We start from the raw sequence: 14,670 nt of genomic DNA, 5'->3' as shown, positions 1-14,670 counted from the left end.
GACCAGACCGCGCAGCCAGATGAGCCGACCTGGCCCGATCAGCCGGTCGGGACCGACCAGCCCGCGCGACCGTGGTCCGGCCGGCCGGACCCGGTCACCTCGATCACGCCGCCGCTGGGCCCCAACGGCATCCCCGGCGAGACCGGGCCGGACCAGGTGCCGACGACGTACGCCGGCCGGCGCAACTGGCCGCTGCTCGCCCCGCCCGGTCCACCGGCTCCGCCCGGCCTGTCGACCCCGATCGCGGCGGCGCTCACCGCCCCGACGGTGCCGGGCACCCCCGCAGTGCCGGGCACCCCAGCGGCACCGGGCACCCCAGCGGTACCGGGCGTGCCGGCGGTACCCGTACCGCGTACCGCCGGGCCGACCCGGCCGGGTAGCCGACCCGGCGGCGCACCACCCGGCCGGCCCACCGCGCCGCCGACCAACGGCCACCACCCGCCGGCCAGCGGCGGTGCCCGCGCCCCGCAGACCGGCGGCGGTGTCCGCACCCCGACCGCCGCCGCCCCGCCCCGGCCCCGCACCGACTTCGCGCTCGTGCGCGAACTGCGCCGCGAGCTCAGCACCCGGCTGACCCGCTGGCAGCGCGGCCGCGAGTTCACCATCGACGAGGAGGACGTCGAGCGGGCCCGGATCGCGATCGCCGTCGTCGCCGAGTACGCCGACCAGGTCCGTCGGGCCGGCACCCCGCTCACCGCCCACGAGGAACGGGTCCTGCTCGACCAGGTCACCGCCGAACTCGTCGGCCTCGGCCGGCTGCAGACCCTGCTGGTCGACGACACCATCGAGGAGGTCCACATCCTCGGCTGCGACCAGGTCCGGATCACCCGCCGCGACGGGCAGGTCGACTGGCACGATCCGATCGCCGACAGCGACGACGAACTCGTCGAGATCCTGCAGGCCGCCGCCCGCCGGGCCGGCGCCACCGAACGGTCGCTGTCCACCTCGAAACCCACCCTGGACCTGCAACTGCCCGACGGCAGCCGGCTCGCCGCCGTCTACCTGGTCAGCCACCGGCCGTACGCGGTGATCCGCAAACACAACACCCTCGACATCAGCCTCGACGACGTGGCCGGCGGCCGGGCCGACCTCGACGAGATGATCGACGTGCTGGTCCGCGACTTCCTGCGGGCGTCGATGCGGGCCGGGCTGAACATCATGGTCGCCGGGCTCGCCGGGGCCGGCAAGACCACCGTCATCCGGGCGTTGATGAACGAGATCCCGGCCAACGAGCCGTACGTGCTGCTGGAGGAGAGCCGGGAGCTGCTGCCGGCGAAACGCACCGAACGGCACCGCGCGGTGATGAGTTTCGAGGCCCGCGAAGGCCACGGCGAACGGGGACTCGACGGCCGACCCGCCGGCGAGGTCAGCATCGCCGACCTGATCCCGGTCTCGCTGCGGATGGGCGTACTGCGGATCATCGTCGGCGAGGTCCGCTCCCGGGAGATCGTCCCGATGCTGCAGGCGATGACCACCAGCCGGGGTTCGATGTGCACCATCCACGCCCGCACCCCGTCCGGGGTCGGCGAACGGATCGTCGAGTTGGCCCTGTCACACGGCCGGGAAATGACCGTCGACCAGGCCCGACGGATGGCCGGCAACGCCCTCGACCTGATCGTCTACGTCACCGTCGAGGACGAGACCGGCATCGGCGGGCGCAAGCACCGGTTCGTCTCGCACGTCGAGGAGGTCATCGGCGTCGGCGAGGGAGGCCGGATCGCCACCACCACCGTCTTCGGTCCCGGACCGGACGGCCGGGCCATCCCCCGGCACCTGCCGGAGCGGATCCGCGAACAGCTGATGCGGGTCGGCTACGACGTACGCGGCCTGACCCGCTACATCGAAGCCGGGGTGGGTGGCTGGCGGCGGCCCCGGCACAGCGTGCTGCGGGGTGGCCGATGAACCTGCCCGCCAACATCGAGGTGATCGCGGTCATCGCCGGCGCGGCCTGCGTCGGCGGGCTGGTCCTCACCATCGTCGCGGTGATCGGCACCAGCCGGCCACCCGGCCCGCCGTCGCGCACCGGCCGGCTGGTCGCGCGGATCTGGCAGGGCTCCGGGGCCGGCCAACGCGAACAACGCCAGCACCAGGCGCTGCTGATCGCCGCCGGCCTGGCCGGCGTCCTCGCCTTCCTGATCACCGGGCTGCCGATCGCCGGCCTGCTGGTCGCGGTCGCGGTGCCGGGCGCGCCGTGGCTGTTCAGCGTCGGCAAGGCCGAACGCCGGGCGATCGCCCGGATCGAAGCCGTCGGCGAGTGGACCCGCCGGCTCAAGGACGTCTCCGGCACCGGCCAGGGGCTGCAGCAGGCGATCATCGGGACCGTCGCGACCGCGCCGGCCGAGATCAATTCCGAGGTACGGGACCTCGCCGCCCGGCTGCAGGCCGGCTGGCTGGGCCGCAGCGCGCTGCTGGCGTTCGCCGACGAGATCGGTGACCCGGTCTGCGACCAGGTCGTCGCGGCGCTGATCCTGCACCTCACCGACCGGGGTGAACGCCTCGGCGACGTCCTCGGGTCGATCGCCAACGCCGCCGCCGCCGAGGTCGCCACCCGCCGCGAGGTGGAGGCCAAACGGACCCAGCCCCGGTTCGCCGTACGGTTCCTGACCGTGATGACCCTGGTCGTCCTCGGGTACGGGCTGGTCAACCCGGCCTACATGGCCCCGTACGGCACTCCCACCGGACAGCTGGTGATGACCGCGCTCGGTGGCCTGTTCGTCGCCCTGCTGGTCTGGGTGCGGCAGATGAGCATCCCGCCCCGCCCGGCCCGGTTCCTCGCCGCGCCCGAACCGGAGGAGGTGCTGCGGTGACCTTCGACTGGCAGCTGCTCCTCAACTGGCAGACGACCATCGCGGTCGCCGGTGGCGCACTGGTCGGGTTCGGCGTGTTTCTGCTGGTCCGGGAGACCAGCCCGGCGACGCCGGCGCTCGGCCCCGCGCTGCGCCGGCTGCACCAGGCCCAGGAAAGGCCCCGGGCGGTCGCCGCCGACGGCGACCTGGCCTGGCTGACCGGGGTGGTCCGCTGGCTACGGCCGCCACACAAGGAACTCGCCCTGCTCGGGCGCACCCCGGAGCAGTACGCCCTCTCCCTGCTGTTGTCGGCGCTGATCGGGCTGGCCGCCCCGACCGTGCTCACCATGGCCCTCGGGGTCGTCGGCATCGACCTGCCGGTCGCCGTACCGGTGATCGCCGGGCTGGCGCTGGCCGCCGGTGCCGCCGTGCTGGCCCACCAGGACGTGCTGAGCCGGGCCGCGCAGGCCCGACGGGAGTTCAGCCGGGCGGTCTGCACCTACCTGGACCTCGTCGCCCTGCAGATGGCCGCCGCGCACGGGCCGGTCCAGGCCCTGGAACGGGCGGCGAAGGTGTGCGACGGATGGGTGTTCGAGCGGATCCGGGAGGCGCTGCGGCTGGCCCAGCTGCAGATGCACTCGCCCTGGGACGAGCTGCGGGACCTGTCCGACCAGATCGGCGTACCGGAGCTCGGCGACGTCGGATCGATCATGCAGTCGTCCGGCACCGAAGGTGCCCAGGTGCACGAGACGTTGCGCAGCCGCGCCGACTCGTTGCGCGACCAGATCAGGACCGACAACCTGGCCCGGGCCGAAGCGGTCACCGGTCGGCTCGACATCCCGGGCGCCTTCCTGGTCTTCGTCCTCATCGGATTCGTCCTCTATCCCTTTCTGGCCCGCATCTGACCGCGGTATCCCCCGCCAGCCCCTCCCGAAAGGACCCGACATGCAGGTACTGACCCGCCTTCAGGTAGTGGTGGCGCAACGCCTCGCCGAGTTGCGCGACGCCACCGAACGCGACCGGGGCGACAGCCCGGTGCCGACCGCCGTGATCATCGTCGGCCTGGCGCTGGTCGCCATCGCCGTCCTCGCCTGGGCCTCCAACCTGGCCTTCGACTTCATGAACGCCAACCCGGACCCGAGCAACGACCTGCCCGACCCCAACAACATCCCCGGCGGCAACGGCGGCGACGGCACCGGCGGCTGAGCCGTACCGTGCCGCGCCCGCCCGACCGACGCACGGGCCGGGCCACCGCTGACCCGGTGGTGGCCCGGCCCGGCGGACGCGCCTGCCCGGACCGGGGGGCCGCCCCGGTCGAGTTGGCGATCCTGCTGCCCGGAATCCTCGTGCTGCTGTTCGCCTCGATCCAGGTCGCGTCCCTGTTCCTGGCCCGGACGGTGGCGCTGACCGCCGCCCAGCAGGCGGTCAGCGCCGAACGCGGCTACGACGTGCTGGGCAGCGGCAACGCCGACACCGGGGTCGGCGCGCAGCGGGCGGCGGCGTTCCTGGCCGGTGCCGGCGACTGGCTCGACCCCGACCCGTTGCCCGAGCCCGTGGTCGACTCCTCCGGACGCTACGTCTCCTACACCGTCAGCGGTACGGCGTTGTCCCTGGTGCCCGGCGTGACCTTCACCGTGAGCGAGACCGCCACCGGCGAGATCGAACGGTTCGAGCAGTAGGGGGTGACCATGCGACGACAGGCGGCGCGGCGCGGCACCGACGCGGCGGGTGCGGCGCAGCGCGGGTCGATCTCGGTGGAGGTCGCGATCCTGACCCCGGTGTTCCTGCTGCTCATCGTCGTCGCCTGGGTGAGTGGGCGGACCGTGGTGGCCCGCAACGCCCTCGACGCGGCGGCCCACGACGCCGCCCGCGCCGCCTCCATCTCCCGGACGAAGGCCGAGGCGCAGACCCACGCCGCGCACGCCGTACAGCAGCGGCTGGACTGGGCCGGGATCGCCTGCGCCGACGAACCGGTCCCGAACTTCCAGCACGACGGGGTGGACACCCTCACGGCGGCGTTCGACAGCCCGCCCGGTGCCGCCACCGCACTGATCCACGTCCGGATCACCTGCGCGGTGCGCTTCGACGACCTCGGGCTGCCCTGGGTGCCGGACGACCGGCTGCTCAGCGCCGAGTTCCGGTCCCCGTTGGACCGGTTCCGGGGGCGGCAGTGAAGCCGGCGGGCGGCCGGGCCGCCGTCGACGCCGGTCGGGTCAGTGTCTTCCTGGCCGTGGCGTTCATGGCGGTGGCCACCGTCATCGGGATCACCGTGGACGCCGCCGGCAAGTACCGCACCCAGCATCGGGCCGACAACCTGGCGGCCGAGGCCGCCCGTACCGGTGGGCAGCAGATCGACATCGGGCTCGCCGTCGGCGGCGACGGCGCGGTCCTCGACGTGGTGGCGGCGACAGCAGCGGTCGACGCCTACCTCGACGACCTGCCGCTGGTCACCGGGCACACCGTCACCGTCGCCCCCGATCAGCAGCAGCTGACGGTGACCGTCGACATGTCCTACGAAACCACCATGCTCAGCCTCTTCGGCTTCCCGTCGGCCATCCCGGTCACCGGGCAGGCCACCGCCCTGCTACGGACGGAGCCCTAGCAGGCCGCGAACCCCTCGATAGGAGCGGACATGAGCACGACGCGCGTCACCCCCGCCCGGCGGCTCGGGCAGGTCGTCACCGGCCTGGGCGCCCTGATCGTCCTGTTGATCCTGCTCGCCGGGGCACCGGTCGCGTTGCTCGCGTTCGCCGGCAACCCGCTGCCCGACGAGGTGCCGTCGGCCGCCGCCATCGGTGCCGCCCTGACCAGCCGCGACGACGGCCAGTTGTTCCTGCGGGCGTTGGCCGTCGTCGGCTGGCTGGGTTGGGCGACGTTCCTGGTCTCCGTACTGGTGGAGGTGCCGGCGCGGCTACTGCGCCGGCCGGCACCCCGGCTGCCCGGACTGAACCGGCAGCAGCGGGTCGCGGCCGCACTGATCGGGTCGATCTCGCTGATCCTGGTGGCCAGCCCGGCGGCGGCGTTCGCCGCACCGGGGACGGTCGAGGCGACGACGGTGGTGGCGGCGAGCACCGGGTTCGGTGCGGCGCCCACCGACGCGCCGGCCGCTGCCGGCCGGGCGACCCCGCACCAGCTGGCCGGTGCCGGCCAGGCCGGGCCGCTGGTCTCGCCCGCCGCGCTGCACACGCTCGCCACCGCAACGGCGTCCACACCAGATCGGCCCGGCACCGACGCTGACGCCACCGACCCGGTGTACCGGGTCGCCAAGGGCGACTACCTGGGCCACATCGCCGACCGCTACCTGGGTGAGTTCGGCGACTACCGGCAACTGGCCGCGCTCAACGAGATCGACGACCCGGACCGGATCCGGGCCGGCCAGCTGCTGCGGTTGCCGGCCGACGCGACGGACACCGGGGTACGGCCACACGCCAACGGCACCGTGCTGGCCCCGGAGTCCCCCACACCACCGGCGGCGGAGCAGCCGGCACCGCAACCCCCGGCGGCACCGCAACCCCCGGCGGCGCAGCAGCCGCCCGCCGGGCAGCCGACGACTCCGCCGCCGACCGTCGACGTACCGTCCGACGCCGGCACCGCGCCGACGCAGCGGCCGGCCTGGCCGATCGGCGACGACGGGGCCGCCGGCAACCTCGGCGGCGGGGTCTCCGCCGGGTCGTCCGGGCCGCAGCAGAACCTCAACCGACCGCTCGCCGTCGCCGCAGTGATCACTGCGGCGAGCATCGTCGGCGCGCAGATCGGCACCGTACTGGGGCTCAAGCGGCGGACCGCCGGGGCACCGACCGACTCCGGCCGGCACCGCCGCTACCGCGACTGAACCGGGCTGGCACCGGGCACACGCAGCTGCCGCTTGTCCGGTTTGCCGCTCGGACCGACCGGCACCGCGTCGATGAAGGTCACCGTGCGCGGCCGGCTGCCCTCGCCGAGCTGGTCGGCGACCAGTTCGGCGAGCGCCGTCGGGTCCGGCCGCTCGGCGGTGGTGGGTACGACGAAGGCGTGCACGGCCTCCCCGGTCTGCTCGTCGGGCCGTCCCACGACGTACGCCTCGGCGACGGCGGGATCGCTGGCCAGGACCCGTTCGATCGGGCCGGCGTAGCGGATGTCGGCGTTGACGATGATCACGTCCCGGGTGCGGCCGAGCAGGTACAGGTAGCCGTCGTCGTCGAAGCGGGCGAGGTCGCGGGTGCGTACCCAGCCGTCGACGAACACGGCCGCCGTCTCGGCCGGGTCGGCCAAGTAGCCGACCGCCTGCGACGGGGTACGGACGAACAGCTCGCCCACCTCGCCGGTCGGCACCGGGTTGCCGGCGCTGTCCCGGATCTGCGTCCGCACCACCTCGGGTGGCCGGCCCACGCTGGCCAGCCTGGCCGGCACGGCGGCGGTCTCGGCCGGCGTCATCAGGGTGATCAGACCGGTCTCGGTCTGGCCGTACCCGTGGTAGACCACCGGCCCCAGCACCGCCTGGGCCTGCGCCAGCCTGCCGGGCTCCAGTGGCGAGCCGGAAACCATCAGGGCCCGCAACGTGCTCAGGTCGACCGGGTCGGTGAGCTGGCCGGTGACCAGCTGATGCAGTCGGGGTACGGCGGTCACGCTGGCGGTGGCCCGCAGTCGGGCGATCGCGTGCGGCAGGAACGGTTCCGGGCCGCCCGTCGGTTCGGCCACCACGGCGGTGCCGCCGGCGGCCAGGGCCAGCGTGGTGTACTCCATCATCACCAGGCTGCTCAGCGAGCCGAAGACCAGGAACCGGTCCAGCTGGGCGGCGAGGTTCCGGACGACCGACGGCCACCGGTCCGGGTACGGCGCCCAGGCCGCGCCGAGCCCGGCGTAGGTCTCCATGCAGCCCTTCGGGTCGCCGGTACTGCCGCTGGTGTAGGTGATCCGCCCGATGTCGTCCGGCCGGCCCGCGCAGTCCAGCGCGTTCGACGAGGCCGCCGCCGCGAGCAGATCGGTGACCCCGTCCACCGGGCCGACGGCGAGCAGGTCGAGGCCGTCGGCGGCGGCCCGCTGGCTGTCGGTCGCCGTCGACCGGTCGACCACCACCGCCCGGTTGGCCGGGGCACTGGCGCCACCGGTGAGGACGTGCCGCAACTGCCCCGGGGTCAGTCCGGTCCGGACACCGGCGACCCGGGCACCGACCACCTGGGCGGCGATCATCGCGGCGAACGCCACCGGGTCGACACCGAGCGACATCGCCACCCCGTCGCCCGGTCCGATCCCGGCGCTACGCAGGCCGGTCGCGATCCGCCCGACGGCGTCGAGCAGTTCGGCCCCGGTGACGACACGCTGGCCGTGTTCGAACACCGGACGGTCGGCGGCTGCGGCGAGCAGGTCCAGGATCGCCTGCGGGTGACGGTCGGGGGCCATGGCGGCGACCCTAGCGGTACGGAATCAGAGATTCCTCAGACCGTTCTGTCCGGCGGGCGGGCAGCCGTACTGAGAGCGTTCTGAGAATCCGTCGATACGGTCAGCGAGGTGACCCGTCATACGGCCACCAGGCTCGGTGTCATCGACCCGACCGGCCCCTTGCACCCGGCCAACCTACGGCGCGTGGCTGCCGCAGTGCACATCGGAGTGACTGCGGCGATACGCGGCCGGGTGCGGGGTGGCCGTTCGTCGCCGCGGGCCGGGCGCGGATGAACGGGCACCTGGTGGCCGTCCCCGCCGCACCGGTGAACCTGGCCGACCTGCGGGCGGCGGCGCGGCGCCGGCTCGACCCGGCCCACGACGACTTCTTCGCGGGCGGGGCCGGCGACGAACGGACGGTACGGGACAACGAGGCCGCCTTCGACTCCTACCGGGTGCTGCCCCGGGTGCTGCGCGGTATCGGAGCACGGGACCTGCGGACGACGCTGTTCGGCGCGACGATGTCGATGCCGGTCCTGGTCTCTCCGACGGCCTTCCACCGGCTGGCTCACCCCGACGGTGAGGTGGGCTGTGCCCGCGCGACTGCCGCCGCCGGCACGATCATGGTGGTGAGCATGGCCGCGACCACCCCGGTGGAGGCGATCGCGGCCGCCGCCGCGTCGACGACGCTGTGGTTTCAGCTCTACCCGCAGCCGGACCTGGCGTTCACCGAGTCGGTGATCCGCCGTGCGGAGGCGGCCGGCTGCGCCGCCCTGGTGGTCACCGTCGACTCGCCGGTGTTCGGCCGCCGCGAACGGGACCTGCGGCACGGCTTCCTGGACCTGCCGGACGGGCTGCGCTGCGAGAACATGCGCGACCCGGAGACCGGCGAGATCCGGCCGATCACGATGGACGCCAGCCTGGACTGGCAGCGGATCGAGTGGCTGCGCGGCATCACCCGACTGCCTGTCGTACTCAAGGGCATCCTGCATCCCGCCGACGCGGTGCTGGCCGTCGACCACGGCGTCGACGCGATCCTGGTGTCCAACCACGGCGGACGGCAGCTCGACGGCGTACCGGCCAGTCTCGACACGCTGCCCGCCGTCGTCGACGCGGTCGCCGGCCGCCTTCCGGTGCTGCTCGACGGCGGGGTGCGCCGGGGCACCGACGTCCTCACCGCACTGGCGCTGGGCGCGACCGCCGTCGGCGTCGGCCGCCCGGCGCTCTGGGGTCTGGCCGCCGACGGCGAGACCGGCGTACGACAGGTGTTGGAGCTGCTGCGGTCGGACCTGGACCGGGCGATGGCGCTGGCCGGGGTCGCCCGGCCGGCCGACGTCACCCCGGACCTGATCAGACCGGCGGTACGGCGGTGACCGGGCTCGCCGTACCGGTGCTGCTGGCCGTCGCGGCGGCGGCCGCGCTCTGGACGCTGCCCCGGTGGCTGCCGCCGGCGGTGATCTGGCTGCGCCAGTGGGTCTTCGCCCGGGTCAACGGTACCGAGGGGATCCCGGTGCCCGGCCCACTGGTCGGCGCGGAACACTTCGAGAAGGTGTACGCGAACCCGGCGGCGGACGGGCGCAGTCGGGGTGCCGGGCTGTCCGACCTGTTCTGGTACTGGCTGGCACCGGGGCCGCACATGCATCAGGAGCATCTCGAGCCGGGTGAGCGGTACCGGACGGTGGCCCGGGCCACCCGGCGGGTGCTGGCGGTGTCACACGACCGGTCGACGGAGCTGGCCGCCGAAGCCGCCCGCCGGCAGTTGGACCGGCTACCGGCCGACCGGGTCAGCCGGGTCCGGCTGCGGGACCTGACGATGCCGATCTGGGCCGAGGCCTACTACGAGCTGGTCTTCGGCGAGCCGTGCCCGCCGGACGCCCGGGCGTTGATCGTGGCGAACGCCGACGACGTGGTGACCGCGTTGAAGTGCTGCGGGTTGCGGCACATGGACCGACGGGACCGGTTGACCCGCTACCTGCGGGCCCGTGTCGACGCGGGCACCTCCCCGGTCGTCCTGCCGGAACCGTTCACCGCGCAGGAGACCGCCTGGTGGCTGCAGGGTGCGTTCTTCAACACGGCCGTGGTGCAGATGTCCGAGGCGATGGCGCATCTGCTGCTGGCCATCGCCCAGCATCCGCCGACGCAGCTCGCGCTCCGCCGGGCGCTGGACGGGCCGGCGGCCGACGCCGACCGGCTGCTGGACCGGGTCATCGACGAGACGATGCGGGTGCATCCGCTGTTCGGGGTGGCGCACCGGATCACCTCGGCGCCGATCGAGGTGACCCCCGACGTCACGCTGCCGACCGGCTCGGTGCTGCTGTTCAACTATCTCGCCTACCAGCGGACCGGGCCGGCGGCAGACGAGGACTTCGACCCCGACCGGTGGCTGCGGCTGTCCCGGCGGGAGGCGCACTTCCTGCCGTTCGGCGTCACCGCGAACCGGGCCTGTCCGGCGCGCGGCGTAGCACCGGTGATGATGCGCGCGGTGACCCGCGAGGTGCTGCGCCGGTACGCGTTGGTCTCCTCGGTGCGCCACGACCGGTCGTTGCCGAGCCGGGGCCCGTGCTACCTGGTCCCGGCCCGGCCACCGGCCGACGCAGTGGCCGGGCCGCCAGCCGACGCCGCTGTTGTCACCGCCGGCGCGGCACCGGGCCGGCTGCGACTGTGGTCGATGCGCACCGGGGAACGGTGGGCCGACGTGTGGTGCAGCCTGGTCCAGCTGGTGCTCGGCACCGTGATGGTGCTGCACGCGCGCCGACTGCGGTTGTGCGCCAACCACTTCGACCGGGCCGAACCGTCCACCCTGCCCCACCGAAGTCCCTAGAAATCGATTAGACCCTATGGGCAACCGTGCCCTGTGTGCGATTCTCGGCGGGTGATGACGGCAAGCGTGACGTCGCCACCGGCACACCGCCTGCTCCTCATCGAGGACGACGCCGAGCTCGCCGGTCTGCTGACCGAGATGCTCGCCGACGAAGGCTACCGGGTCGACACCGCCCGCGACGGGCAACAGGGACTGCATCTGGGGTTGACCCGACCGTACGACGTCATGGTCATCGACCGGATGCTGCCGGCGATCGACGGGCTGAACCTGCTCGCCCGGCTGCGCTCCCGCGCGGTCGGAGCCCGGGCGCTGATCCTGACCGCGCTCGGCGCGGTCGACGACCGGGTCGCCGGGCTCGACGCGGGCGCCGACGACTACCTGGTGAAACCGTTCGAACTGGACGAGTTGGCGGCCCGGCTGCGGGCACTGTGCCGGCGCAGCGTCCACACCGCCGAGACGGTACGGATCGGCGCCGGCTGGCTCGACCTCGGGCTGCGCGACGCCGTCCTGCCGGACGGCTCCCGGGTCGCGCTGTCGCTGCGGGAGTTCGAACTGCTCCGGGTGATCGCCACGGCACCGACCCGGGTGCACTCCCGGTCGGGGCTGCGCCGGCAGGTCTTCGACGATGCCCACGCTACGTCCATCGTCGACACGTACGTCTACTATCTGCGCCGCAAGCTCGGCCGGTCGGTGATCCGGACCGTGCACGGACTCGGCTACCGGATCGGGGAACTCTGATGTCACGATCGTCGGCCGAACCGTACGGCACCTCCTGGGCAGCCGCCGAACGTACCGTCCTCGCGCGGGCCAGGCTGCGGGTCGGCGTCCTGGTCGGCCTCGCGGTCACCGCGCTGGTCACCCTGGTCGGTGGCATCGCGTACGGCATGCTCGTCCACGGCCAGGAGAAGCAGATCGACCGTGAGCTGCGGTACGCCGCCAGCCGGGTCGACCCGGCCGGGCCACCGGGTTGCACCTGGATGTTCCTGCGCAGCGGCGACCACCTGCGCAGCGGCGTACCGTCGCCGCCCGTCCCCGCCGGGTTCCCGCTGCACACCGCCATGGAGGCCGTCGCCGCCACCGGAGTCGCGCAGTCGACCACGATCGAACGCAACGGCACCGTCTACCATGTCCTGACCCAGCCCAAGGGCGACGACACCGTACAGGCGGTCTTCGACGCCCGCTACCACCTCGCCGACCGCCGGCAGCTGCTGCTGGCGCTGACCGTCACCGAGGCGATCGGGCTGATCGCCGCGCTGATCAGCGGGCTCGTCGTCGGCTGGCTCACCGTCGCGCCGCTGGCCGACGCGCTGACGCGCCAGCGGCGCTTCATCGCCGACGCCAGCCACGAACTCCGGACACCGATCGCACAGGTGCACACCCGCGCGCAACTGCTCGCCCGTCGGGCCCGCAACGGTACGCTGCCGACCGGCTACGCCGCCGACCTGGAACGGCTGGTCGGCACCACCCGACAGCTCGGTGAGGTCGTCGACGACCTGCTGCTCTCCGCCCGGCTCGCCGCCGCCCCCGACCGGGTCGCCGACGCCCCGGTGGACCTGGCCGCCGTCGTCGAGGGCGCGGTCGACGCCGAGACCGACCGGGCGCAGGAGTTCGGCGTCGTCATCGCCCTGACCGCCGCCGACGGCCCGCTACCGGTTACCGGGGTTCCGTCGGCACTGCGCCGGGTGGTCTCCGAGCTGCTGACCAACGCGTTGCGCCACTCCCGCCCCGGCGGCCGGATCGACGTCGACGTACGCCGGTCCGCCGCCGGCGACACCGTCGAGTTGACCGTCGCCGACACCGGCGAGGGCTTCGACCCCGACGAACGCATCTTCGACCGGTTCCATCGAGGTCCCGGGTCGGACCGCCGGCACACCGGCCTCGGCCTGGCGCTGCTGCGCGAGGTGGTGACCGCGCATCGCGGCACCATCGAGGCGACCGGCCATCCGGGGGCCGGCGCGCGGTTCACCGTACGGCTTCCGGTTGCCGGCGGACACGTGACCCGCCCGGCGTCGACCGCCGGCCGGTTCCTGACCGGCGGCGTGACCCTCGGCCGCGCCTGGCGGTCCCGACCCTGACCGGGGCGTCCCTGCTCTTCAGGGGCTTGTGTTTCAGGGCAGTTGGGCCTGGACGACACCGGCGACCACCCGGCTGCGCAGCACCTGCTGGTCGGTGGCGGCCGGCCCGTGCGCGACCGTACCGTCGGTGAGCCGGAACGCGCTGCCGTGCCACGGGCAGACCACGCAGGCGTGCCCGTTCGAGCTGATGACCGCACCTTCGTCGAGTGGCCCGTTCTGGTGCGCGCAGTGCGCCAGCAGCACCGTCACGTCCTCGCCGTGCCGGTAGACCAGCACCGGCACGTCGTCGACCCGGCGGGAGACCATCGTCGACTCGGGCAACCCCGCGAAGTCGACGACCGGATGCCAGCCGGCGGAGATCCGGTGCAGGTCGGGTGCCGCCTGGTTCACCCCGGCCGCCTGCTTGTAGGCCAGGTGTCCGCCGAGGAAGCCGCCGGCTCCGACCGCGGCCAGGCCGACAAATCCGAGCGTACGGCCGGTGCGGTGCTGCCCGCGCAGCCGGGCGAGCAGCGAGCCGGCGTAGCAGGCGACGCCGACCGTGTTGGCGACCGCGTGCACCAGGCCGACCCGGCGCTGGTCGCGCGACAGGCTCGCCCAGTCGTTCGCCCCGGCCACTGCCGCCGGGAGCGCGGCGACGGTGCCGACGCCGACGAGGGTGGTCGCGGCCCGTCGCTGGCCGGGCAGCACATCGAGTACGGCGGCACTGAGCCAGGCACCCATCGGCACCTGGATGAGCACCGGGTGCAGCGGATGCCCCAGCCACACCCCGTGCAGCAGGTCCCGGACGCGTTCGCTGCTGATCCGCCGCTGGACGGAGCGCTGCAGCCGGTCACCGATCCGGTCCAGCCCGGCCGCCTGCTCGATCTTCATCAACAGTGCCCGCATCGCTGCGACGTTCCCACCTGGCGTCCAGCCAAACCGGCGCGGCGCAGCCGGCGACGCAGGATGCCGCCGCACTCCATCACTGTGCGTGACGGGCACCCACCAGGTATCCGTCCGGACAGTATTCCTCAGAGGTATGAATATTCCCCACAGGTATACCGGGCTGCCGCAGTACCGGTCCGCGCCCGGGACCAGACGCCCGCGCACTCGGTGCGGCAGCTCCGTTCGATGCCATCCTGTGGTCAGAGCGCGGCGGCGATGCAGCAGGCGACGAAGAGCACCTGCAGCATCGTGCGCGGAACCAGCGGCGTGACCGGCCGATCGGCGATCGTCAGCTGACGCCGTGCCGCCGACACGTTGGCGGGGAACATCGCCAGGAGCAGGAGCGCGAGGCAGATCGCCGCGACCGGTGCGGTCGACGGGAACGCGAGGCCGACGGCTCCGGCCAGCTCAAGGACCCCGGTGACGGTGACCAGCAACGGTGCCCGGGGCAGCCGGGGCGGCACCATCGCGATGAGTGAGTGGCGCCGCTTCGCACTGAAGTGGGCCACACCGGTCAGCACAAACATGAGGGCCAGTCCGCCACGCAGGGCCGGCTGCCAGTCGTCGAGCGCGTCGATGCCGAGCAGTCCAGCCATGCGCAGGACCAGCCAGCCGCCGATGAGGGCGACCAGGGGAGCCATCGCGTACCTCCATATCTTGTCACTGACAAGATATCGTCCAGGGCGGACATCTTGTCAATGACAAG

Annotated in this window: 14 protein-coding genes and 1 pseudogene; 12 read left to right on the top strand and 3 right to left on the bottom strand. The window is 73.5% G+C overall.

The annotated features are described in order from the left end of the window. Positions 1 to 403 precede the first annotated feature (403 nt). The 8 genes and pseudogenes from ACN28F_RS17225 to ACN28F_RS17190 form a co-directional block, all read left to right on the top strand. A pseudogene (locus ACN28F_RS17225) lies at positions 404 to 1,902 on the top strand (CpaF family protein); the annotation flags it as partial. Beyond that, positions 1,899 to 2,807: a type II secretion system F family protein gene (locus ACN28F_RS17220; protein WP_289208943.1), complete on the top strand. Its 909-nt coding sequence runs from the start codon at positions 1,899 to 1,901 to the stop codon at positions 2,805 to 2,807. The pseudogene ACN28F_RS17225 and the gene ACN28F_RS17220, both read left to right, overlap by 4 nt. Positions 2,808 to 2,821: 14 nt before the next feature. Then, a complete protein-coding gene (locus tag ACN28F_RS17215; protein WP_421361426.1) occupies positions 2,822 to 3,691 on the top strand; it encodes a type II secretion system F family protein in 870 nt (289 codons plus the stop codon). A gap of 40 nt (positions 3,692 to 3,731) precedes the next feature. Next, the gene (locus ACN28F_RS17210; RefSeq protein WP_289208942.1) at positions 3,732 to 3,992 is read left to right on the top strand and encodes a hypothetical protein; all 261 of its coding nucleotides are present in this window, start codon (positions 3,732 to 3,734) and stop codon (positions 3,990 to 3,992) included. A gap of 56 nt (positions 3,993 to 4,048) precedes the next feature. Then, positions 4,049 to 4,465 (top strand): TadE/TadG family type IV pilus assembly protein, encoded by a 417-nt coding sequence (locus tag ACN28F_RS17205; RefSeq protein ID WP_289210792.1) that lies wholly within the window; start codon positions 4,049 to 4,051, stop codon positions 4,463 to 4,465. Between the two features lie 9 nt (positions 4,466 to 4,474). Continuing rightward, positions 4,475 to 4,960: a TadE/TadG family type IV pilus assembly protein gene (locus ACN28F_RS17200; RefSeq protein ID WP_289210791.1), complete on the top strand. Its 486-nt coding sequence runs from the start codon at positions 4,475 to 4,477 to the stop codon at positions 4,958 to 4,960. After that, on the top strand, positions 4,957 to 5,388 hold the full coding sequence (locus ACN28F_RS17195) for a pilus assembly protein TadG-related protein (RefSeq protein ID WP_289208941.1): 432 nt from the start codon (positions 4,957 to 4,959) through the stop codon (positions 5,386 to 5,388). The genes ACN28F_RS17200 and ACN28F_RS17195 overlap by 4 nt, the downstream gene beginning before the upstream one ends. Positions 5,389 to 5,418: 30 nt before the next feature. After that, entirely contained in the window at positions 5,419 to 6,618 is a 1,200-nt protein-coding gene (locus tag ACN28F_RS17190; RefSeq protein ID WP_421358648.1) for a LysM peptidoglycan-binding domain-containing protein, read from the top strand. Here ACN28F_RS17190 and ACN28F_RS17185 read toward each other — a convergent pair. Continuing rightward, entirely contained in the window at positions 6,606 to 8,165 is a 1,560-nt protein-coding gene (locus tag ACN28F_RS17185) for a class I adenylate-forming enzyme family protein (protein ID WP_421358646.1), read from the bottom strand. The genes ACN28F_RS17190 and ACN28F_RS17185 overlap by 13 nt on opposite strands. A gap of 269 nt (positions 8,166 to 8,434) precedes the next feature. On the opposite strand from ACN28F_RS17185, the gene ACN28F_RS17180 reads away from it, so the two are divergent. Genes ACN28F_RS17180 through ACN28F_RS17165 form a run of 4 tightly spaced genes read left to right on the top strand, consistent with a single transcriptional unit; the run spans position 8,435 to position 13,040 of the window. Further along, on the top strand, positions 8,435 to 9,517 hold the full coding sequence (locus ACN28F_RS17180; RefSeq protein WP_289208938.1) for an alpha-hydroxy acid oxidase: 1,083 nt from the start codon (positions 8,435 to 8,437) through the stop codon (positions 9,515 to 9,517). Next, entirely contained in the window at positions 9,514 to 10,965 is a 1,452-nt protein-coding gene (locus ACN28F_RS17175; protein WP_421358644.1) for a cytochrome P450, read from the top strand. The genes ACN28F_RS17180 and ACN28F_RS17175 overlap by 4 nt, the downstream gene beginning before the upstream one ends. Positions 10,966 to 11,019: 54 nt before the next feature. Next, entirely contained in the window at positions 11,020 to 11,703 is a 684-nt protein-coding gene (locus ACN28F_RS17170) for a response regulator transcription factor (RefSeq protein ID WP_421358642.1), read from the top strand. Then, on the top strand, positions 11,703 to 13,040 hold the full coding sequence (locus ACN28F_RS17165; RefSeq protein ID WP_289208935.1) for a sensor histidine kinase: 1,338 nt from the start codon (positions 11,703 to 11,705) through the stop codon (positions 13,038 to 13,040). The genes ACN28F_RS17170 and ACN28F_RS17165 overlap by 1 nt, the downstream gene beginning before the upstream one ends. 33 nt (positions 13,041 to 13,073) lie before the next feature. Here ACN28F_RS17165 and ACN28F_RS17160 read toward each other — a convergent pair whose 3' ends face one another. Both ACN28F_RS17160 and ACN28F_RS17155 read right to left on the bottom strand, forming a co-directional pair. Continuing rightward, on the bottom strand, positions 13,074 to 13,925 hold the full coding sequence (locus ACN28F_RS17160; RefSeq protein WP_421358640.1) for a Rieske 2Fe-2S domain-containing protein: 852 nt from the start codon (positions 13,923 to 13,925) through the stop codon (positions 13,074 to 13,076). Between the two features lie 239 nt (positions 13,926 to 14,164). Continuing rightward, positions 14,165 to 14,605 (bottom strand): DoxX family protein, encoded by a 441-nt coding sequence (locus ACN28F_RS17155; RefSeq protein ID WP_289208933.1) that lies wholly within the window; start codon positions 14,603 to 14,605, stop codon positions 14,165 to 14,167. Between the last annotated feature and the right edge of the window lie 65 nt (positions 14,606 to 14,670).

Origin of the sequence: Solwaraspora sp. WMMA2101 (genome assembly GCF_049179175.1) — a bacterium.
Lineage (GTDB): Bacteria > Actinomycetota > Actinomycetes > Mycobacteriales > Micromonosporaceae > Micromonospora_E.
The sequence above is the reverse complement of the archived record's forward strand: the minus strand, read 5'-3'. Positions and strand labels throughout refer to the sequence as shown.